Source organism: Bacillus sp. B2-WWTP-C-10-Post-4, from assembly GCF_009183805.1.
GTDB lineage: Bacteria > Bacillota > Bacilli > Bacillales > Bacillaceae_G > Bacillus_A > Bacillus_A cereus.
The window spans coordinates 24,479-43,909 of the sequence record NZ_WEII01000041.1; the positions used below are offsets into that span (position 1 = coordinate 24,479).

The window sequence follows — 19,431 nt, forward strand, 5'->3', positions numbered from 1 at the left end:
AATTTGCTCTAAACTTTAGTATTTTCAAATGAAAACATAGTCCCCTCACTATTTGATTGTAAAGTGTATTTTATATCGAACATCTTTGATATATCTTCAATGTTTTTCAAACCAAGTCCCGTTCCTTTACTATTTATATCAAACCCAATCCCATTATCTCTAAAAGAAACAACATCTTCATCTATAATGATTTTGAGTTTTTTAGCTTCTGAATGTTTAAGGACATTTTGAAAAATATTATCAAATAGCCTTTGAATCCATAACTCATTACTATTCCATATCAACTCTTTATCTTGTGGATTATATACTAATTCAATTTTATGAATGCTATACAAATAGCTCCATTTTTTAATCATATTTTCTATTAAATTATGTATATTCACTTCATCATGCACAATATAAGTATTCTCTAAAGTTTCTGTAGATTGAATATTAAATTCGTTAGTTAATTCACTTATATATTGTATCTGATCATACAGTGATTCAAGTACTGGTACTTGTTCCTTGTACTCACATTCTAAATAATATAATTGTAATCTGACCGCTGTTAAGGGTGTATTAATATCATGCCGTAATTTATTTAATAGTTCCTTTTTTATTTGTTCCTGTTGCTGTAGTTCCAATTCTCGATAAGTTGTTCTTTCTATAAGCAAGTTTACTGATTTAATCAGTTCTCCCATTTCATCATCGCTTTTAACATCTATTATATTAGGGATTTTTTTATCACTAGCTAAATCTCGAATTGTTTGATTTAATATATTAATTTTGTTTAATACGGTGTTAATCGACTTTGAAAATACAAAAGCTAATACTAATAGTGATAATAAAAATATGATTAACATAGTAGGATATGCATAGGATTCGTGAAAAGGAATGTTCTTATTTTTAGTTTTAAAGACAACATTATAAATAACTGATACAAAGATACTAATCGACAACAATAACAGTGGTACGCTAATAATAGCGGAGAATAGTAGTAACTGATATTTTTTCTTTAAGTTCATTTCTTCATGTAGGTATTTAGTCTATACCCTTCTCCATATATGTTCTGTATAATATCACCTGTTTTATCATCAATTTTTGTCCTAATTTTCTTTATATGTACGTTCATGATATTTTGATTTCTATCTTCGAGTTGCCATAGGTAATCATAGAAATGTTCTTTCGATAAAATTCTATCTCTATTTTCATATAAATAGAAGAATATTTTACGTTCAATTGCTGTAAAAGCAACTTCATTACGCAAACCATTTATAAAAACTCTTTTATATTCTGCATCTATAAATAAATGGTTAATTTGCGTGAAGGTACCATATTGATTATCTAACATTTTCTGAATCCTTAACAACAGCTCTCTAGGGTCAAAAGGTTTTATCATGTATTCTTCCCCAATAGTCAAACCTTTTAGTTTACTATCCATATCACTCCGAGCTGATAGAAATATAATCGGAATATTTAATCCTAGATTTTTTATTTTCTTTGTAATTTGATAACCATCTTCTCCCGATAACATAACATCCATTATGACTAAATCAATTTCATAAATTACATCAAGAACTTTCCTTCCCTCTTTCTCCCAATACACATTATACTTCTCGCGCTGCAAAATTTTTTGTAATAAATCCCCTATAATTAAATCGTCTTCAACAATTAATATGTTATATACTTTCATTATGTAGACCTTTCATCGCTATAATAGCAATAGCTTAGTTCTTAACTACTTTATTATTAATAAAATCCATAGCAAATTTGTATATTTCATCAGGAGCGTATAAATAAATACTATGTGTACCTTCAATTATTTTCACATCAGCTATTAATAACTCGCTAGCAAACTCCTTATAGTCTTTGTTTTTTTGCTTTGTATACTTCGAATCTTTATTTTGCCTAGCAATTGCATCTATAAATAATATAGGTGTTTCTTTTGGGATTGATAAGGAATTTGATTTTTTACTGTTATTATAGCTTTGTAAAAGTTCTTGCTTCATATCATCATTAAAAGCCCTTTTATACGTAAGCGCTTTATAAACTTTTTTTTCCTGTTCGTTTAAAAAGGATTGCCTAATGACCTCAGGATTATAAGTAATAGAAGGAGCTAATCTCTGAAAACCAATTTTCGTTAAAATATTCATCCCCTTTATTTTTAATGAATCCACCATGCCTATTTTATGAGTTACGTACTGTTTGGGTAAACCAATATCTAATGCAATAATCCCTTTTACTTCACTTGGATATTTTTGTGCCCAATAAATAGCCTCAATACCCGATAGAGAGTGTGGTACTAAAATGTAAGGTGGTTTATTTCCACTTCGAATAAGCACTTCTCTCGTTTGTTCTAATATCGTATCAATATCTCTATCATCTTGAAAAACATCACTGTATCCATAACCAGCTCTCTCAATTACAGAAATCTTGTTTTCTTTCGAAAATTTACTATATAAACCTTTCAATTCATAAACAGGAGCGGCAATTCCAGATCCGGCCATAAATACAAACGTATCCTCACCGCTCCCCTCATTATAAACATTCACTTTTTTATTATCGAAATTAACAAGTTCACCTTTATTGTTCATTAATTTCGATTCCATTTTTAATTGATAGTTATGATATATAAATACAGCGCCTGTTCCAAAGAAACTAATACTAATACACATTAAAAAAATTATTTTCACTAACTTCATAGTTTTTTCATTTGACACCCCTTTCACTCTATACTGAAAGGGTACAATATAAAAATAAATTTCTAATAAATTTTTCTAAATTAATATCTATTCTTGGTTTCTAAGGCTGGACTATTTTTTAATACCTACGCAATCCCTTTAAAGTCTCCAATATATCATCTGTAAAGGCTGTACTACCCTCTGTCTCTAAAGCTCTGAAATATAAACTTCTTAAGAAAGCTCTAATATTTTGTACTAAAATATCATATTGAGGATGCGGGATGTCTTCAACAATTGCTATACTATGTAACCAATTGCTCCACTCTTCTTCAGTTAAAAGATTTTGGTTACGTAACGACATAATTGGTGCTACTAATCTCTCATCCTCAAAGTGAATGTATACGTAGTCATGTAAGCGGACCTTCTGACGAACGGCAGCTAGTATTGCATATGAGAACTCACGATTTTGGATTGTACGTGCTAAAGCATCGAGTGCATCTGCTGCATGTGCAGTAGAGTGCGCCCAGCCTTTCCCTTCTACATAGCCCCTTACATCTTCTTCTAAATATACATATTCCAGCACTTGTTCTGCTACACTGTACAGTTGTTCTTCGGATAACAACGGTTCTCTTTCATGAACAGATAAAATAAGTGGTGGAATTAATACGGAGAATGCACGTTTAAATACAGAGTCTGTTCCCTTTTCACCAATTTTATAAAATAAATAATCAGGACTAATTGCTTGTAACATTAATCCTCTTAACTCTTTTTGTCTAAATACATCATTTGTAATCCATGTGTGAAGCGTACTATAAATTAAATCATCACGTAATTCAGCATCAGGTGATCCGATATAATCTAGCATCCACTGCGCATATGGATATGCATCTACGTCTTCTGGTACAGCATAATTATTATTTTTAATTTGTAATAGTTCTTCTTTTAGTTCTAGTACTTCTGTCATTTTTTTATCCCCTTTAAATTTCTCTTCCTAAATTATTCCCTATTAGTATCATAAAATTAAACCCATTCTTAACGCAATATAAAATGGAATCATTAATTATCTTCACTATGTAACAGTTCTTCCAATGTTGCTTTAACTTCTTCTTCTAATTCATTAATCGTTCCGCTATAAAGTGTTCCTATGCTACTACTTTTTCGATATCCTTGGTAATAATACCAAAGCGAAATAGTACAGACTTCCCATGATTTTGAAGCATCATATTCAAAATTAATTTCTGATCTATATTCATACTCTAAACAATTCTTAGATGTTAGTTCTTCTAATTCATCACCGTCTATATCTCTTTTAATTGACAGCTTCAAATTTAATTTACCCTTTTGTGCAAAACGTTCTTCATATATTTTTTGATACTTACTGCAAATGTCTTCACTTATACTCTCTAGTTCCATTATTTTTTGTTTTAACTGTTCATTTATCTGTTCATTTTTGATTTCTAAATATTGTTCATCCTTCTCTTCATTCACTTTATTATTTTTTTGAAACCATCTAAACAAATGTTCATTCCCCCTATATAAACTGTATTAATGTCTTTTAAATAGAACTACTGGATCATCAAATTTACTATTTTCAAATAAAACATCTGCAAGTTCTTTCGGATTATGCTCATCTATATACATTTTACAAGCCGCGTGATACCTGTTTAAAAACATCTTCTCTGCTTCTTCATAACTTCCAAAAGCTTCAGTTTCCCGCTTAGCACCACGTTTTCTCGCAATCTCAAAATTTGTATCTACAAAGATTTTGTAATCAAATAAATGCGCAGCGTCTTTTTTCAATAGAAACGTTCCATCTACTATTAATATCATATTTTTCGTGGCCAATAGCGGCTCATTATGTACAGGCATATCCGTTATTAAGTTATGAGAAATCGTTTCATATTGTAAATTCCCGTTAGGTCCTAAAGGCATTAATAATCTTTCTTTGAAAGTTGTATAATCGTGTGCATCTTCATAATACCCTCTTGCAGATTCTTTTCCTTTTGCATAGCGAATCACTCTTGGATTATGAAAATCATCAATGCTGGCGCGTGTTACTGGTAATCCTCGTTTTTTTATTTCTTCCGCTAGTTCGTTTGCAAATGTTGTTTTTCCTGAGGCTGTAATACCGCTTACTCCAACTCTTATTGGATGGGTTAAGTTTAGCTTTACAATATGATCTGCAATTTCTTTGATTCGTTGTTTTCGGTTCATGATATCTCCCTTTATAATTAGTTGACATAATATAATTATAGATAATAATTCATGTCACTATTTGTCAGTAAATTGATATCCTTTCTCGAATCGCTGATATCTCGAAAAAATCATTGATATATTTTAAGTTATGATAGATATATTTGAAAAATCGTTGATATATTATTAGCTTACTTTCCCTTAAACCCTCGATATAAAGCAGTCCGTAATTCTTGTTTGTATTCTTCAATTTCTGGCATTTCGAGTTCTTCTGCTAGTCTGATAGCTAATTCAATATCATACGGTACTCGTACAAGTTGAATAGAAAAGCTCGCTGCTTCTTTTTCATTGTAAGTCCCTTCAAATATTAAATAGGAAGCTTGCGTTATTTCAAGCGGGTTTCCTACGCTACCGGCATTACATAACGTTTTCCCTCTGAAATTTTGAACGAACGCTTGGTGAACGTCACCGTAACAAACGACATCTGGTTTTCTTTCCCCTTCTATATTTTCCGTCAGATCACTATTTTCGAACATACTAATACGTTCTTCTCTTGAAGCGTGTGGTTGAATTCTTTCATATAAACTTCTCGGTGAAGCGTGAAACATACGAATGAATTTCCCACTCATATAAAACTCGATTGAAAATGGTAAGTTTCTTAAATAGTCATTTTGTTCTTCCGATAATTGTTTTTGATGCCATTTCAATGCTTCAAATTCAGTCGGCTTTGTAATAAAATCATCCCAGTTTCCCATTACGACTACTTCACATTGTTTACGAATGATTTCAATTGCTTCACTGGAATGAGGTCCTTTTCCTACTAAATCTCCAAGGCAAATAATGCGCTCGATCCCTCTTAATTTAATATCATTCAACACGGATTCTAATGCTTGAATATTACCGTGAATATCTGAAATTACTGCTATTTTATCCATATAAATTACTCCTTTATTTATTAAATTCGCTTGATTGATACCATTTTGGAATATAAGATGAAAAATGATTATGATCTTCTAAAATTCCATTTAATCTTTCCTTCATATCATCTACTAAATGCGGTGTACTTCGATTCGTCCAAACGATATCCGCTGGGAATGTCATCGCGACGTACAATGTATACAGTTTCCAAAAATGAAGCGATGGTTCGCCTCCGAAATAACCGTGAACTTGTCCAACCGCAAATGGTTTACTTATTCTTATAGTAAAAATCGCTACGTTATAAAAATCGTGTATTGGATCACCAAAATCATATCCACCAAAATCGATAACGATAAATTCCTTATTATGAATCATGCTATTTGCTGGATGGAAGTCATCATGTAAAAATCTTATTGGACGATTTTCCAATAAATCTTTATGATTTTCTACAAAGGTTAATACTGGCTTCAAATCCAGAAAATTCACCTCGTAATCTGTTAGTGCCTCTATGTATCTTTCGTATTTATTCCATCTAGATGTTTCCCATTTATTACTTGCACTTTCTCTTTCAATTGAGTGAATCCTCTTTAATACTTCCCCTGCTTTTCTTCCTGCCATATACTGTTCTTCCACCGATAACTTCGTTAAACCTTCTTCACCATTTATACCTCGGGTCCATTCAAATACTTGAACACATTTATTTAATTTCTCAATTATTATGAAATGAATTAACTTGGGTGTTGGAATATGTAATGACTCTAATTGTTTCATATACGTATATTCTTCTTGTTTACGTTCAAAATGAACAGCATCACATACTTTTACAAAATAGGTTTCTTGATTCTTTAATTCAATTTTATACTTCTCTTCATGTGAAAAACCTTTTGAAATAGCTGTACACGTTGCAATACGAGGCCATTCTAGTATTCTCTCTATCTCTCTAAGTATTTCTTCCACAACGTTCACCTCTATTAATATATGTACAAACTACCTAGCACTTCATGTTCTCGTTTATTTCCATCTTTAAACTCTACTGCAAATGGATTTTCGCCATTCTTATTCAAATGTTCTAGTACTAGCCCTTCTCCAATCGGTTCACAAAACTGCACATGAATATCTCCAAATACTACACTTTGACACTCAGCATTCCATTTTTCATTTTTCACAACTAAGCTTGTAGATAGCTCCATTACTTCTTTCCATTTCCGTACTGTTTCTCGAACATTTTTTACTGCGTAATGAATCGTTTCAATTTGTTGCACTTTGTTTTTATGTTCAGTAATCGTCCCACTGTTACGTAAATCGTTTCTTCTTTCTTCGTCCGTTTCATTCCACTGTATAAAGAAAGGTAATTTCGGTCCGTTCTCTTCTTGCTTAACGAATAACATTTTCCATTCTAAAAATCGGCCATCTTTTCTCATACGTTTCCCTTCAAATGGCCCTATCGTATGTAAGCCGTACTTATTAAAGTTAACTGCTAGCTCCTCAATTGCATCTGTTCGGATCGCGATTTGTAGCATTCCTTCTCCATTTTGTAGTTTCACCACTGTTTCTTGTACTAATGGATTTTCTACTTCTTTCGCTTTTTCTTCATGTTGAACTGCTAAAAATTCAATATATGATAAATCAAAATAACTTAAACTATTCCAAGTACCCCAATTCGTATGCTCTCCGCCTAATACAGTATGAAATCCAAGTTCCTGCATTTGTTTTGCCGCTTCCTCCGGTGTACCATGAACTGCGTGAACGAGATGATCAAATCGTAACATGTCTTTCTCCCCTTTCTCTCCATCCTTTTATTGTATATTTTATTTTTCTTTCATTCAATTCAAAAACTTTAAAACCCAGTTGATTTATACGATTAATATGTATTATAATGAAACAAATTTAATTATTGCTGATTGGAAAAACCAAAGGCACTTTTCTCATACGGGAAAAGTGTCTTTTTCATTTATTATTACAGGGGGATTATTTATGCAGAAATTAATTGTCTTTGCTATTATTGGATTTTTCGCTCAATTGATCGATGGAGCACTTGGAATGGCGTATGGAGTAACGTCTTCCTCTTTATTATTAATGTTTGGTATTGCACCAGCTGTTGCATCTGCATCAGTTCATTTAGCTGAAGTCGTTACAACTGCAGCTTCCGGCGCATCTCATATCAAATTTGGAAACGTTGATAAATATACAGTTTCCAGGCTTACATTACCTGGGGCAATTGGCGCATTTGTTGGGGCATGTTTTTTAAGTAATTTGCCCGGAGATGTAATCAAACCATACATTTCCATATTTTTATTTACTTTAGGGGTTTATATTTTATTACGATTCATCATCCAAAAACAAATTGTCACTTCAAATAAGCGTATGTCTGCAAAACAACTTGTGCCACTTGGTTTATTCGCTGGATTCGTTGATTCAACTGGTGGCGGTGGTTGGGGGCCCATTACGACACCTGTTCTTCTAGCAAGAGGAAATGAAGCTAGAAAAGTTATTGGATCTGTAGATACGAGTGAATTTCCTGTTTCACTCGCTGCAACAATCGGCTTCTTCATCTCACTTGGCTGGGAACAAGTAAGCTGGGTTTGGGTATTTGCGTTAATGCTTGGCGGTATTGTCGCAGCTCCAATTGCTGCATGGTTAGTCCGCATCGTTCCACCCCATTTACTTGGCGTATTAGTTGGTGGTCTTATTATCTTTACAAATATTCGTACACTGCTTACTACATTTAAAGTGGATCCAACTGTTATTTCACTTTCTTACGTTGCAGTTGGTCTTGTCGTTATTATTTCTATTTTCATTGCTGTTCGAAATCATTCCAATCGCCCTCACGCATCAACGGCTGAGTATCCAAATGATCAGAAGCAAATGCTACCATAACTATAAAAAAATACCGCTCAATTTAGAGCGGTATTTTTTATTTTTCTATTTTCCAATTAATCATCGTTTCTGTAGCATTTACTCTCTTCATATGTAACTTTTCTAAAACACGCATCGAACTATAGTTATCTATGAGTGTCTCTGCAATTATTGTTTCTACCTCTCCTGTTTTGAAAGCCCAATCGATTAGTTCTTTTACAGCTTCTGTTGCATAGCCCTGATTCCAATATTTCTCAATAAATCCATAGCCAATTTCTACTGTTTGATCCTCGTTTGGTTTCCCTTTAAATCCAATATCTCCTAAAACGCTATCATCTTCTTTCCGAAGAACATACCACGCCCCCCATGGTAATAAAGCCGAATCTTGTTTTACATTCTCTACATGCCCTACAATATGCAGACCGCTATTATATCCTTGCTCGTTAGCAACTTGAATACTCTCTTCTGTACACGGCACTATATAGAGCCTTTCTGTTTCTAATTTCATTTTGATTTCCCCTTTTTGCTTAAACGTTACTCTAATTATAACAAATAATATGACTTTATCATGAATGTCGAATTATATTTTTCTGAATTTTCTTTTTATTTAGAGGGTTTTTCAATATTTTTTGCGAAACATTTGTATAACAATTTTTTCTTTGCTTATTGCTACATAATAGTAGGTTCGGGTGGAGTTTTGCAAGCGTTTCCTATACAATAACCGATATTTTTTGACTTTTCCTAACAAAATATCTTGCAATATATTCAGAAAGTCATTACAATTGCCATATATTAAAAATCTTAGCAATATATAAATCCTCATCAATCCGATGAGGTAGAGGTTGCGACTTTTAAGAGTACGACGGACGAGACACAGAGAATGTCAGCTGACTCCGTTTGAAAGGAAAAGTTGCCGAAGTTTATATTTCTTCTCTGGAAATATGAGCTGGGGCTGTCTCCGAAAGGAACAGAACTGTCACGTTTACAAAATTACCGTGTAAACGTGGGGTGCTATCTTAACGGAAGGGTATGATGGGGTGGTTATTTGTGAAACGTTCCGCCAAATTCCTTTGGCGGTTTTTTGTATTTTTCTCCCCCGCTCCTTCCTAACCTACAAGAAAAGGAGTGTTGAACATGAATAGCGCAACAAATCAATCTACCTCTAAAACGCAAACTACACAAGGACAAGGTGAATTAAAACGCGGATTAAAATCGCGTCACCTTACGATGATTTCTCTCGGCGGTACAATTGGTACCGGACTATTTCTTGCCAGCGGTGGTGTCATTCATTCAGCTGGTCCTGGCGGCGCATTAATCGCATACGCCGCAATTGGAATTATGGTATATTTCTTAATGACAAGCTTAGCTGAACTTGCAGCTTACATGCCTGTTACTGGATCTTTTAGTACGTATGCAACAAAATTTGTTGATCCATCACTTGGTTTTGCACTTGGATGGAACTACTGGTATAACTGGGCGATTACAATTGCGGCAGAACTAGCGGCCGTAACATTAATTATGAAATTTTGGTTCCCAGATACCCCTTCTCTTATTTGGAGCGGATTATGTTTAGCTATTATTTTCCTTTTAAACTATTTATCTGTTAAAGGGTTTGGTGAATCTGAATATTGGTTCGCACTTATTAAAGTAGTTACAATTATTATCTTTTTAATTGTCGGCTTTATGATGATTTTCGGAATTATGGGGGGCGAAACTGTTGGCTTCAAAAACTTCACTGTTGCTGATGCACCATTTAACGGTGGTATCATGGCAATTATCGGTGTATTTATGGCAGCTGGTTTCTCCTTCCAAGGAACTGAATTACTTGGGGTAGCTGCTGGTGAAACTTCTGATCCAGAACGTAATATCCCGAAAGCAATTCGTTCGATCTTTTGGCGTATTCTTTTATTCTATATTCTTGCGATTCTCGTTATCGGTTTATTAATTCCTTATACAACTGAAAGTCTTGCCGCAAGTGATGTAACAGTAAGTCCATTTACACTTATTTTCGAAAAAGCGGGCGTTGCCTTTGCTGCTTCTGTTATGAACGCTGTTATTTTAACTGCTGTACTATCTGCTGGTAACTCTGGTATGTATGCATCAACTCGTATGCTTTGGGATTTAGCTCGCCAAGGAAAAGCACCAAAATTTCTTGGTAAATTAGATAGCCGCGGTGTACCTGTTAACGCGTTAATCGTAACGTCAATTGTTGGTAGTATTGCTTTCATTGCTTCTTTATTCGGTGACGGAGTTGTATACATTTGGTTATTAAACGCATCCGGAATGTCTGGTTTTATCGCATGGGTTGGCATTGCAATTAGTCATTACCGTTTCCGTAAAGCATATATCGCACAAGGAAAAGATTTAAATGACTTACCATATAGAGCAAAATGGTTCCCATTCGGTCCACTCTTCGCATTTACTCTTTGTATTATCGTAATTTTAGGACAAAACTATGGCGCATTTATGGGTGAATCAATCGATTGGAACGGCGTACTTGTTTCTTACATCGGTTTACCACTCTTCTTAGTACTATGGTTAGGATATAAATTTACGAAAAAAACAAAAGTGATTCCACTCGATAAATGTGAACTAAAATAAAGTGAAACGAGCAAACAAATTTGTTTGCTCGTTTTTTGTTGCAAACCTCTTTGCTTCCCTATTGCTCCTGTTTTTGCAATAATAAAGGAAATATAAATAAAGGTTGGGATACAATGAACATTCGCATTACTGATGAAGCAAAAGCAGCTATACATAGATTAGAACGTGAAGACAAAAAGATCATTCGCATTAGAGGGACAATGACAAACTCTTGTAGTATTTTCGTTGATGTCGATTTAATTTGGGATACATATAACGCAGATGATGTTGTATATGAAGATGCAGATCTTATCGTACAAATGGATTCATTCACGAAAGACTACACTGGTGATACGGTGAAACTTGATTATAAGACGACAGGGTTTAGTATTACGACTCCGAGTGAGACGTTAGTTTATGGATTGTCGATTAAAAAATAAAAATTGTTTTCATTTGACCACCGAGGTGAAAAAATGGGTAAATATGTTCCGTTAAAATTTTTATTTAACGAAGAATTAGCAGAAAAAATGGCTGATTCTATTTGTAAACACGATCCTACTTTCTCTAAAAGAAACTTTGTATCTTCCGTAACATGTAAAGTTGAAAATTTAGAGTTAAAGCAGCGTATTGAAGTAATAGCAGATGAATTACATAATGCATTACAAAAAGATTTTAATGAAGCAATACATATATTACTAAAAACATTAGGCCCAGAAAATACAACAGAAGTAGGCACATTTACAAACGGATATATGTACATGCCTCTTGCAAAATACGTTGAAAAATATGGACTTAACGACTTTGAAACCTCATTCAACGCCATGTATGAAATAACGAAAAGAAATACTGCTGAATATGCCATTCGGCCTTTTCTTCAAACATACCATGAAGACACACTAGACATATTGCAACAGTGGATTCATGACGAAAACAGCCACATTAGAAGATTAGTTTCTGAAGGTACAAGACCAAGGCTTCCTTGGGCTAAAAAAATAGGAGCTCTAAAAGATGATTTTAAGTACAATTTACAGCTTCTTGAACCATTAATGAATGACCCTTCTAAATATGTTCAAAAATCTGTAGCCAATCATATTAACGATATTACGAAAGAAGATAAAGAACTCGTTTTTCAGTGGTTACAGCAATTACGTGATAAACAGCATCCTATTAAACCTTGGATTATAAAACATGGACTAAGAACAGTAATAAAAAGTGGTACTTTACCAAAAAATTTTTCTTTTTAAGTATTTTAAACAAAACTGCTTATGCTTCAAAAATGAAGCATAAGCGGTTTTCCTTTTGAATACAGAAATAACAAACATAAAAAGTACTTTAAATTTCTTCTTTATATCATTATTTTACTAACTCTTCTATGTTATTACTTTCCTTAATTTTTTCGGATGATAGCCAGAGTGAATAACTTGTTCCATCCTTGTTCCTTAAATATATGTTAAATTCCTTATTATATAGTTCTTCTTTAAGAATAGTGACTACCTTTCTCAAATCATCTATTACATATGGATCATTTCTATATTTTATCTCACTGTCATTGAAAACTAATGTCAATTCATACTCTAGACAATTGCCGTCTTTCGGGTGTGGACAAGTAATATCCTCAATTTCAAAACGATCATTTTGAATTTCATTTAACCTTACGCCTACTTTTGTTTCAGTTTGAACCAAATATGTCCAATAACCGCTTACTGTGTTTTTCATTGTTAAAAGCAGTTCTTCTTTCGTTATAGCTTTTTGCACATTTTGAAAAGGCAAGCCTATAGATTCACCATTATAATCCTCAATTTCAAGTGTTGTTATCTTTCTATTACTCTTCTGAATGAATTGGATTAGAGCATATAAACGATCTAATTCTTTTGATTCAAATTGACTGTAATCAATCTTGTCACTCATTTTTAAAGTTAATAATAACTTATCCGTTGGTTTCTCCTCTATATCATCATCCACTATATATTGAAAAACATTTTTATTTTCAGGTTCCACGTAACCTAATTTTTTAATTTCTTCTAGCATTGGTTTAAATTTCTTATATTCCTCATATGTTTTTTTTCCGTATTGATATTCATCACCTTTTATTCTTGAATATAAGAAGCCATCTACCTCTACTCTAAATTGAATATTTTTGTTATTTTTTGCTTGAACAGTATGATATGTATGCCCCATATTCCCTTCGTTTATAGCACCCCAATGTGTTACAATCACATCAATTCCGTGCTTTTTTTTCACATATTTTTTCACCTGATCGTCATCTTTATAATTACACCCACTTAAACATAAGAAACATAACAATACTAACATTACATTTTTCATTCTTTTCATATAGCACCTTGCCCTCTTTTCGCATAAACAAAATATTCCATATATAAAGAATACTAAATCGCTGAATGTTTTCAAAGAATTAAAATATTTTTACACTCGGTTTATATATCTATTTCTTTTATTAATGGCTCTAATAAGTTTTAATATTGATAATCGAATATAATAAAAAGAAACCTAAATTTAAGGTTTCCCATTTTTACCAACAATTTAAATTTTAATAGATATTTTTTAGCCAAGTAATAATTCGTAGTACCTGAAACGACTCAAACCAAGTAATGAAAAACAGAAAAACAAAGAAAGAGATAAGTGATATGAATTTTAATCTTCCATCTTCACGTCTAGCAATCGCTATAATACTCAGAACCACTCCAATTAAAAAAGAAATATATCCTAATAGGATAATAGGCTCAGAATAGCTATCTATTATCCTATTTAATCCAAATAATAACATTCCAAAAGTCATCAAGGTTATTGAAAATACACTAAATTTCTCCATAATTCAACCTCCAATATAATTTTACTATTTTATGGAGAGAATAATTTTTTTATGCGTATGGATGAACAATTACACTATAAAATTAGATAACTCAATTTATTTTTTCATTAAACAACTGCCTTCTTTTATACCCTCAAAGGATTTTCACTCAATTAACCCGAATATATAAATAACAATTCTCACAAGGAGTAACTTTATATGAATCTATTCGAACACGAAACATAAAACCGTTCCACTTTAATAAGAGGTCCTCCCTTTTTCTTTTCTCATCATATCATCCATTAAAAAAATAGGAGGACATAATTATGAAACGGGATCCATTATTTTTAACTTTATTAGAAAGTGCAAATACACATTTTAGCGGCTGGGATTTTTCTTTCATTTCAGAAACAGGTCGAATGAAGAGCGAGCCTTTATCGTGGTCATACGGCAGTACTGCTTTTCAGCTTATGCAACGTGCAGAATCAATGCTCGATATGGGTACTGGCGGCGGAGAGTTTTTATCTATGTTACAACCGTTCCCGTCAACTATATTCGCTACTGAGGGCTACGCTCCAAATGTGCCAATTGCTCGAAAGAAATTAGAGCCTTTAGGGGTTACCGTTGTAGAAGTGACCGATGATACTGCTTTGCCATTTCAAGATGGTCAATTTAATTTAATTATAAATCAACATGAATCGTATGCTGCTTCTGAGGTAAACAGAATTCTTTCTCCAAGTGGCGTTTTTCTTACACAACAAGTTGGCGGTCTTGATTGCGCGGAACTTAATGAGCAGTTTGGCTCACCACTAAATAGCGAATTTGCAAGTTGGTCTCTCGAAACCGCATGCAGTGAGTTAAAGCAAAATGGATTTACTATCTTAGATGCAAAAGAGGAATTCCCTTTCCAACGCTTTTATGACATTGGCGCTATCGTCTATTATTTAAAAGCAATTCCGTGGCAAATTCCTGATTTTACTGTTGAAAGGTATTGTGAGGAATTATATCGTATACATGAAATCATCTTACAAAAAGGTTATTTTGATGTGAAGCAACATCGTTTTATGATTAAGGCGATTTGTAGCTAACAAAAAGAGGTGGCAAAGCCACCTCCTTTTTGCTCCGTTTACATATGTTCTCTACTCTTTCATAATAAGAAAAGTTATATCATGCATATTACAATTATGACCAATGAATTGTATTTCTGAAACATATAATCACCTCGCATATATGATAAGAGCAAAAACGTGATTTTTCACTTTCCTCTTCTATTGAGAAATGAGTTGTTTTTCATATCGCTTGTTCGCATCATCTTCTGTCAAACATGCAGTTGTGTAATGAATAATATTCCGGTTATCATACGTAAACATATGTTCTAACTTATTTTCTTCTGTTAATACTGTCGGTAAGTATTTTGGTAAATTGCTAACTACTCCTCTATTATCACCATCTAATATCCAATCAATTTCTTTCCATTCTAATAGACCTTCAGCCGTACGTAATGGTGTATTCATTTGCATTCCATCTGGCAAATCAGCAACGAACACATACATTCCTTCACTAGCCTTGGGCTCATCTTTACCTTTAAAATCAACAGTCCCTTTATACGTTACACTTGAAAGTTCTATGCCCGTTTCCTCAAATGTTTCTCTAATTATTCCTTCGTATGGCGTTTCATTATCTTCTATTTTTCCTCCAACACCATTCCACATCCCCATATTCGGCTTTTTATTTCTATTTAATAGCAGTATTTTATCGCTTTTTCTAATAAAGCAAATTGTGTATTTGTACATACGATCATTTCCTTTCATTTTCCACATGAGTTATTTGGCTTATTTTCAAGTAAAAACACTCGCCTTACAATTCCTTACTACATAATATATAGTACAACTTTCATGCGTAAGCACTTTACGTCAAACGAGAGAATCCTTTTTAGAAAGGAGAATTTAAAATCGATAATATAAACAATGAATTTCTAAACCAATATTACAACAGCCTCGTATGGTTAAACGATACACACTGGTTCGGGGTTCCAATCTGTAAACTTCCCTCTGATCTCTTTTTGTATCAAGAAATCATTTATGAATTAAAGCCCGATTTAATTATTGAATGCGGGACTTTTCACGGTGGTAGTGCACTGTATTTAGCTTCTATGTTAGATTTAATTGGAAAAGGTCACGTACTTACTATCGATATAACTCCGCAGCCAAATCGACCATCACATAATCGGATTACGTATTTAACAGCATCTTCTGTTTCTGTGCAGGCCATCCAAACAATAGTAAGCATGCGCAAACCTGATGATGTGGTTTTAGTTATTTTAGATTCTGATCATAGTAAAGAGCATGTATCCAAAGAACTATTACTATATAAATCTATCGTCACTACTGGCAGTTATATGATTGTAGAAGATACCTCCATTAATGGACATCCGCTTCTTCCCGATTGGGGTCCTGGCCCGATGGAGGCTGTGGATGAGTTTTTAACTAAAAATAATAACTTCATAATCGACGAGTCTAAACATAAATTTTTCATATCATTTAATCCAAAAGGTTTTTTAAAGAAAATAAAGTGAAACTTTAATAAGTGGGGTTTTGCTCCTCTCCCACTTATTCTATTATTTTCATTTTTGAAAAAGGATAATATACAAATTCCACCTTGCCAATTATGTTATCTTCTTCAATATATCCTAAGCCATTTCGACTATCTCTACTTACTTCGCGGTTATCTCCCATTACAAATAACTTATTTGGCGGAATTTTTGTCTTTTGAAAGTTATAAAACACTTGTGTGTTGTTAAATAAATCTTTGTTTGTATATGGTTCTTCTTGCTTTTTATCGTTCACATATACCTTTCCGTTCGTTATGTTAATTACATCACCAGGAAGCCCTATTACACGTTTCACATAATATTTCGATTCATCCGCTTCCTTTATAATGACAATTTCTCCGTGTTGTAAATTAGAAAGACGTACTACTGCTTTATTTACAAATACGTAATCTTCTTCATATAAAGTCGGCTGCATCGATTCCCCTTCCACCTTACATAAAGTAAAAGAATGGTAGCCTATGACTATCACCAATATAAATAGTATGTACTTGCCCCAGCCTCTCTTAATCTCCTTTTTCATATCCATTCCCACCTTATAAAGCGCTTTTTAACTCAAAAAATATATCACTGCACAATATGTTTCCATGCAGTGATACTATTTTTACTGTGCCTTGTTCGGTTGTTCTACTGGAATTGAATTTGCATTTGATCTATTTGTTTTTAACTCAAAATACGCATCCAAAATTTCTTTACCAATCGCAGAATTAATTCCTGATTTATCATCATTCACCCATGGTACAACAACTGAAAAAGCTACTTCCGGATCAGCATCATATGGTGCATAACCGGCAAGAGTTAAATTATAACATTTTTTTCGGTTGTTGTTCTCATCTCTTCCAATATCACTTTCTCCACCATATACTGTCTCAGCTGTTCCTGTTTTTCCCGCTGGTTTATATGGTAGACCTTTAAACGTTCCGGTACCTGTTCCGTCAGCTTCTTGAAAAACTCTTCTAAATCCTTCTTTTACATGATTAATGTACGAAGTGTCCATATCCACTCGATTTAATACAACTGGTTCAATCGACCGAACGACTTTTCCTACATCCTCTGGTCTATTCGGTTGCTCTCTAACTTCTTGTACAATTTGTGGTTTCATTCGGTAACCGCCATTTGCAATGGTTGAAATATATTGTGCAAGCTGAAGCGGCGTATATGTATCATACTGTCCAATCGCGTAATCAAGTAAAAATCCGGGTATGTTATCAGTTCTACCTACTTGACCAATTGATTCATTTGGCAGGTCAATACCAGTCGACACACCTAGGCCAAATTGTCTAAAATAGTAGCGCATTTTATTAAATGTTTCTTGTTTAATGTCTAATGGATTGTTTGGGACATAATTAATGCCTGCCATTTTTAAAGCCGTATTAAACATATAAACGTTCGATGACACTTGCAAAGCTCTTAAATCATCAATATCCCCAAATTCTTTCCACGATTTCTTCGGCTTAGAACTTCCTTTAAAATACATTGGTGCATCAAAGAAATGTGTATACGGCTTAATCGCTTCTGTTTGATATCCAGTTAATAAAGTAGCACCTTTTACAGTTGACCCTAACTCATAAGAACTTGTCATCGTTCCTAATGCATAATCTTCTATTTGCATACCGCCATCTTTATTTACAATTTTCTTTCCTGCCATTGATAAAATTTGACCGTTTTTCGGATTCATCATTACTACGAACGCACGATCCATCATCGGCTCTGCAGCATGAAAGGCTCGTAAATTCTTTTCAAGGCTTCCCTCTACTCTTTTCTGTAAATCCATATCGACTGTTAACATCAAGTTATTTCCACTTTTTCCTTCAGTCACTTTTTCTGTTCGAACAATCTTCCCTGCTTTATCCGTAATATTTTTAGACTGTTCTTTCGTTCCGTGTAGTGCATCTTCGTATTGTTTTTCGATGTAACTTTTACCAATACGGTCGTTTCGATTATAATCACGAACTAAATAATAATCTAATTGTTCTCTTGGCAACCCTTCATTTTCATTAGAAACGCTACCTAGTATAGAGCGCAGTATTTTATCATTTGGGTATTCACGTTCCCAATCTACTGTTGTATCTACCCCCGGTAAACTTGCCAACCTTTCACTAACGACAGCATATTCATTTTGACTTACATCTTTTTTAACGATTTGCGGCGTCATTTTATATCCCGCATTCATTTTGCTTTTAATGGCTAGTACTTCTAGGTCTTCTTTTGAAAGTTCACTTAATTCTTCTTGTGTAATTCTTTCCCTACGTAACTCTTCAACTTTTTTATCTAATTCTTTCCCTTCTATCTCCTGCTTTCTAAATTTACTCTCATCTTCTTTCGTTACTTTCGCTGCTGCCCGCTTTTCATTTAACTGCATCCAAAAATCCTTTTTATCTGTTTCTGTTAACTTGTCTATGTCCTCTTGCGACATTTCAATTAGCTTAGCTAAATCTCTTGCTACTTGTAAAACTTCTTTCGAGTCTACTCCTCTCATTTTCGTATATGTAACGGTTCGCAATGGTTTATTATTTACAATAACGTGACCTTGCCGATCAAACATTTTCCCTCTAGGAACGGGAGTGCTTACCGTTACATCTTCCTTTTTATTTACTTCATTTCTATACGTTTCTCCATCAATGATTTGTACTTTACCTAATTGAATTATAATAGTTGAAAATAAAAGAAAGACAATAAAAAATAGTACATTTAACCGAAATGGAATATGAGTCTTTTTCTTTTTCGATAGTTTTTTCTGCTCCTTTTTCTGTCTCATTTCGCTCCCTCGCTTCATTCTATTAACATTTCTACGCAAAGTCATTATG

At 33.5% G+C, this 19,431-nt stretch carries 21 protein-coding genes and 1 riboswitch; of the genes, 6 read left to right on the forward strand and 15 right to left on the reverse strand.

What is annotated here, in order from left to right:
* Positions 1-8: 8 nt before the first annotated feature.
* From GBN78_RS16885 to GBN78_RS16925, 9 genes are all read right to left on the reverse strand, one after another.
* Positions 9-1,004 (reverse strand): sensor histidine kinase, encoded by a 996-nt coding sequence (locus GBN78_RS16885; RefSeq protein ID WP_001049588.1) that lies wholly within the window; start codon positions 1,002-1,004, stop codon positions 9-11.
* Complete coding sequence (locus tag GBN78_RS16890) at positions 1,001-1,672, reverse strand: response regulator transcription factor (RefSeq protein ID WP_000870367.1); 672 nt, start codon at positions 1,670-1,672, stop codon at positions 1,001-1,003. The genes GBN78_RS16885 and GBN78_RS16890 overlap by 4 nt, the downstream gene beginning before the upstream one ends.
* 34 nt (positions 1,673-1,706) lie before the next feature.
* Entirely contained in the window at positions 1,707-2,681 is a 975-nt protein-coding gene (locus tag GBN78_RS16895; RefSeq protein ID WP_152127555.1) for an alpha/beta fold hydrolase, read from the reverse strand.
* 118 nt (positions 2,682-2,799) lie between these two features.
* Positions 2,800-3,624, reverse strand: a complete 825-nt coding sequence (locus GBN78_RS16900; RefSeq protein ID WP_000141230.1) for a DUF2785 domain-containing protein — start codon at positions 3,622-3,624, stop codon at positions 2,800-2,802.
* Between the two features lie 92 nt (positions 3,625-3,716).
* The gene (locus GBN78_RS16905; protein WP_000490268.1) at positions 3,717-4,178 is read right to left on the reverse strand and encodes a hypothetical protein; all 462 of its coding nucleotides are present in this window, start codon (positions 4,176-4,178) and stop codon (positions 3,717-3,719) included.
* 27 nt (positions 4,179-4,205) lie between these two features.
* The gene (locus GBN78_RS16910) at positions 4,206-4,874 is read right to left on the reverse strand and encodes a nucleoside/nucleotide kinase family protein (RefSeq protein WP_001080553.1); all 669 of its coding nucleotides are present in this window, start codon (positions 4,872-4,874) and stop codon (positions 4,206-4,208) included.
* A gap of 170 nt (positions 4,875-5,044) precedes the next feature.
* On the reverse strand, positions 5,045-5,788 hold the full coding sequence (locus GBN78_RS16915; RefSeq protein WP_000357660.1) for a metallophosphoesterase family protein: 744 nt from the start codon (positions 5,786-5,788) through the stop codon (positions 5,045-5,047).
* A 13-nt stretch (positions 5,789-5,801) separates the two neighbouring features.
* Positions 5,802-6,728: an aminoglycoside phosphotransferase family protein gene (locus GBN78_RS16920; RefSeq protein WP_000391244.1), complete on the reverse strand. Its 927-nt coding sequence runs from the start codon at positions 6,726-6,728 to the stop codon at positions 5,802-5,804.
* A 14-nt stretch (positions 6,729-6,742) separates the two neighbouring features.
* A complete protein-coding gene (locus GBN78_RS16925) occupies positions 6,743-7,540 on the reverse strand; it encodes a VOC family protein (RefSeq protein ID WP_152127553.1) in 798 nt (265 codons plus the stop codon).
* A gap of 205 nt (positions 7,541-7,745) precedes the next feature.
* On the opposite strand from GBN78_RS16925, the gene GBN78_RS16930 reads away from it, so the two are divergent.
* Positions 7,746-8,648 (forward strand): sulfite exporter TauE/SafE family protein, encoded by a 903-nt coding sequence (locus GBN78_RS16930; RefSeq protein ID WP_001170718.1) that lies wholly within the window; start codon positions 7,746-7,748, stop codon positions 8,646-8,648.
* A 37-nt stretch (positions 8,649-8,685) separates the two neighbouring features.
* On the opposite strand, the gene GBN78_RS16935 is transcribed toward GBN78_RS16930, so the two are convergent.
* Positions 8,686-9,135, reverse strand: a complete 450-nt coding sequence (locus tag GBN78_RS16935; protein ID WP_098293433.1) for a GNAT family N-acetyltransferase — start codon at positions 9,133-9,135, stop codon at positions 8,686-8,688.
* A 320-nt stretch (positions 9,136-9,455) separates the two neighbouring features.
* Positions 9,456-9,649: riboswitch (Lysine riboswitch) on the forward strand.
* Positions 9,650-9,761: 112 nt separating this feature from the next.
* On the opposite strand from GBN78_RS16935, the gene GBN78_RS16940 reads away from it, so the two are divergent.
* From GBN78_RS16940 to GBN78_RS16955, 3 genes are all read left to right on the forward strand, one after another.
* The gene (locus GBN78_RS16940; protein WP_001083387.1) at positions 9,762-11,228 is read left to right on the forward strand and encodes an amino acid permease; all 1,467 of its coding nucleotides are present in this window, start codon (positions 9,762-9,764) and stop codon (positions 11,226-11,228) included.
* Between the two features lie 113 nt (positions 11,229-11,341).
* Complete coding sequence (locus GBN78_RS16950) at positions 11,342-11,647, forward strand: iron-sulfur cluster biosynthesis family protein (RefSeq protein WP_030026273.1); 306 nt, start codon at positions 11,342-11,344, stop codon at positions 11,645-11,647.
* Between the two features lie 33 nt (positions 11,648-11,680).
* Positions 11,681-12,451 carry a DNA alkylation repair protein gene (locus tag GBN78_RS16955; RefSeq protein WP_030026274.1) on the forward strand — a complete coding sequence of 257 codons (771 nt, stop codon included), beginning with the start codon at positions 11,681-11,683 and terminating at the stop codon, positions 12,449-12,451.
* Positions 12,452-12,560: 109 nt separating this feature from the next.
* Here GBN78_RS16955 and GBN78_RS16960 read toward each other — a convergent pair whose 3' ends face one another.
* Both GBN78_RS16960 and GBN78_RS16965 read right to left on the reverse strand, forming a co-directional pair.
* Positions 12,561-13,541 (reverse strand): hypothetical protein, encoded by a 981-nt coding sequence (locus GBN78_RS16960; protein WP_000827153.1) that lies wholly within the window; start codon positions 13,539-13,541, stop codon positions 12,561-12,563.
* Between the two features lie 214 nt (positions 13,542-13,755).
* A complete protein-coding gene (locus tag GBN78_RS16965; RefSeq protein ID WP_098280355.1) occupies positions 13,756-14,037 on the reverse strand; it encodes a hypothetical protein in 282 nt (93 codons plus the stop codon).
* Between the two features lie 305 nt (positions 14,038-14,342).
* Between GBN78_RS16965 and GBN78_RS16970 the strand changes: the two genes are divergently transcribed.
* On the forward strand, positions 14,343-15,104 hold the full coding sequence (locus GBN78_RS16970) for a class I SAM-dependent methyltransferase (RefSeq protein WP_074625304.1): 762 nt from the start codon (positions 14,343-14,345) through the stop codon (positions 15,102-15,104).
* A 180-nt stretch (positions 15,105-15,284) separates the two neighbouring features.
* On the opposite strand, the gene GBN78_RS16975 is transcribed toward GBN78_RS16970, so the two are convergent.
* Entirely contained in the window at positions 15,285-15,809 is a 525-nt protein-coding gene (locus GBN78_RS16975) for an NUDIX hydrolase (RefSeq protein ID WP_002098253.1), read from the reverse strand.
* A gap of 158 nt (positions 15,810-15,967) precedes the next feature.
* On the opposite strand from GBN78_RS16975, the gene GBN78_RS16985 reads away from it, so the two are divergent.
* Complete coding sequence (locus tag GBN78_RS16985) at positions 15,968-16,591, forward strand: cephalosporin hydroxylase family protein (RefSeq protein WP_074595418.1); 624 nt, start codon at positions 15,968-15,970, stop codon at positions 16,589-16,591.
* A gap of 34 nt (positions 16,592-16,625) precedes the next feature.
* On the opposite strand, the gene lepB is transcribed toward GBN78_RS16985, so the two are convergent.
* Both lepB and GBN78_RS16995 read right to left on the reverse strand, forming a co-directional pair.
* Complete coding sequence (lepB, locus tag GBN78_RS16990) at positions 16,626-17,147, reverse strand: signal peptidase I (protein ID WP_001986493.1); 522 nt, start codon at positions 17,145-17,147, stop codon at positions 16,626-16,628.
* 81 nt (positions 17,148-17,228) lie between these two features.
* Positions 17,229-19,382: a peptidoglycan D,D-transpeptidase FtsI family protein gene (locus GBN78_RS16995; RefSeq protein WP_152127554.1), complete on the reverse strand. Its 2,154-nt coding sequence runs from the start codon at positions 19,380-19,382 to the stop codon at positions 17,229-17,231.
* Positions 19,383-19,431: the final 49 nt, after the last annotated feature.

Coding starts and splice junctions, on each gene's coding strand:
- GBN78_RS16940 (WP_001083387.1), top strand. CDS start 9,762: ATGAATAGCGCAACAAATCAATCTACCTCTAAAACGCAAACTACACAA.
- GBN78_RS16935 (WP_098293433.1), bottom strand. CDS start 9,135: ATGAAATTAGAAACAGAAAGGCTCTATATAGTGCCGTGTACAGAAGAG.
- GBN78_RS16960 (WP_000827153.1), bottom strand. CDS start 13,541: ATGAAAAGAATGAAAAATGTAATGTTAGTATTGTTATGTTTCTTATGT.
- GBN78_RS16885 (WP_001049588.1), bottom strand. CDS start 1,004: ATGAACTTAAAGAAAAAATATCAGTTACTACTATTCTCCGCTATTATT.
- GBN78_RS16895 (WP_152127555.1), bottom strand. CDS start 2,681: ATGAAGTTAGTGAAAATAATTTTTTTAATGTGTATTAGTATTAGTTTC.
- GBN78_RS16950 (WP_030026273.1), top strand. CDS start 11,342: ATGAACATTCGCATTACTGATGAAGCAAAAGCAGCTATACATAGATTA.
- GBN78_RS16925 (WP_152127553.1), bottom strand. CDS start 7,540: ATGTTACGATTTGATCATCTCGTTCACGCAGTTCATGGTACACCGGAG.
- lepB (WP_001986493.1), bottom strand. CDS start 17,147: ATGAAAAAGGAGATTAAGAGAGGCTGGGGCAAGTACATACTATTTATA.
- GBN78_RS16970 (WP_074625304.1), top strand. CDS start 14,343: ATGAAACGGGATCCATTATTTTTAACTTTATTAGAAAGTGCAAATACA.
- GBN78_RS16900 (WP_000141230.1), bottom strand. CDS start 3,624: ATGACAGAAGTACTAGAACTAAAAGAAGAACTATTACAAATTAAAAAT.
- GBN78_RS16930 (WP_001170718.1), top strand. CDS start 7,746: ATGCAGAAATTAATTGTCTTTGCTATTATTGGATTTTTCGCTCAATTG.
- GBN78_RS16915 (WP_000357660.1), bottom strand. CDS start 5,788: ATGGATAAAATAGCAGTAATTTCAGATATTCACGGTAATATTCAAGCA.
- GBN78_RS16910 (WP_001080553.1), bottom strand. CDS start 4,874: ATGAACCGAAAACAACGAATCAAAGAAATTGCAGATCATATTGTAAAG.
- GBN78_RS16995 (WP_152127554.1), bottom strand. CDS start 19,382: ATGAGACAGAAAAAGGAGCAGAAAAAACTATCGAAAAAGAAAAAGACT.
- GBN78_RS16975 (WP_002098253.1), bottom strand. CDS start 15,809: ATGTACAAATACACAATTTGCTTTATTAGAAAAAGCGATAAAATACTG.
- GBN78_RS16955 (WP_030026274.1), top strand. CDS start 11,681: ATGGGTAAATATGTTCCGTTAAAATTTTTATTTAACGAAGAATTAGCA.
- GBN78_RS16890 (WP_000870367.1), bottom strand. CDS start 1,672: ATGAAAGTATATAACATATTAATTGTTGAAGACGATTTAATTATAGGG.
- GBN78_RS16965 (WP_098280355.1), bottom strand. CDS start 14,037: ATGGAGAAATTTAGTGTATTTTCAATAACCTTGATGACTTTTGGAATG.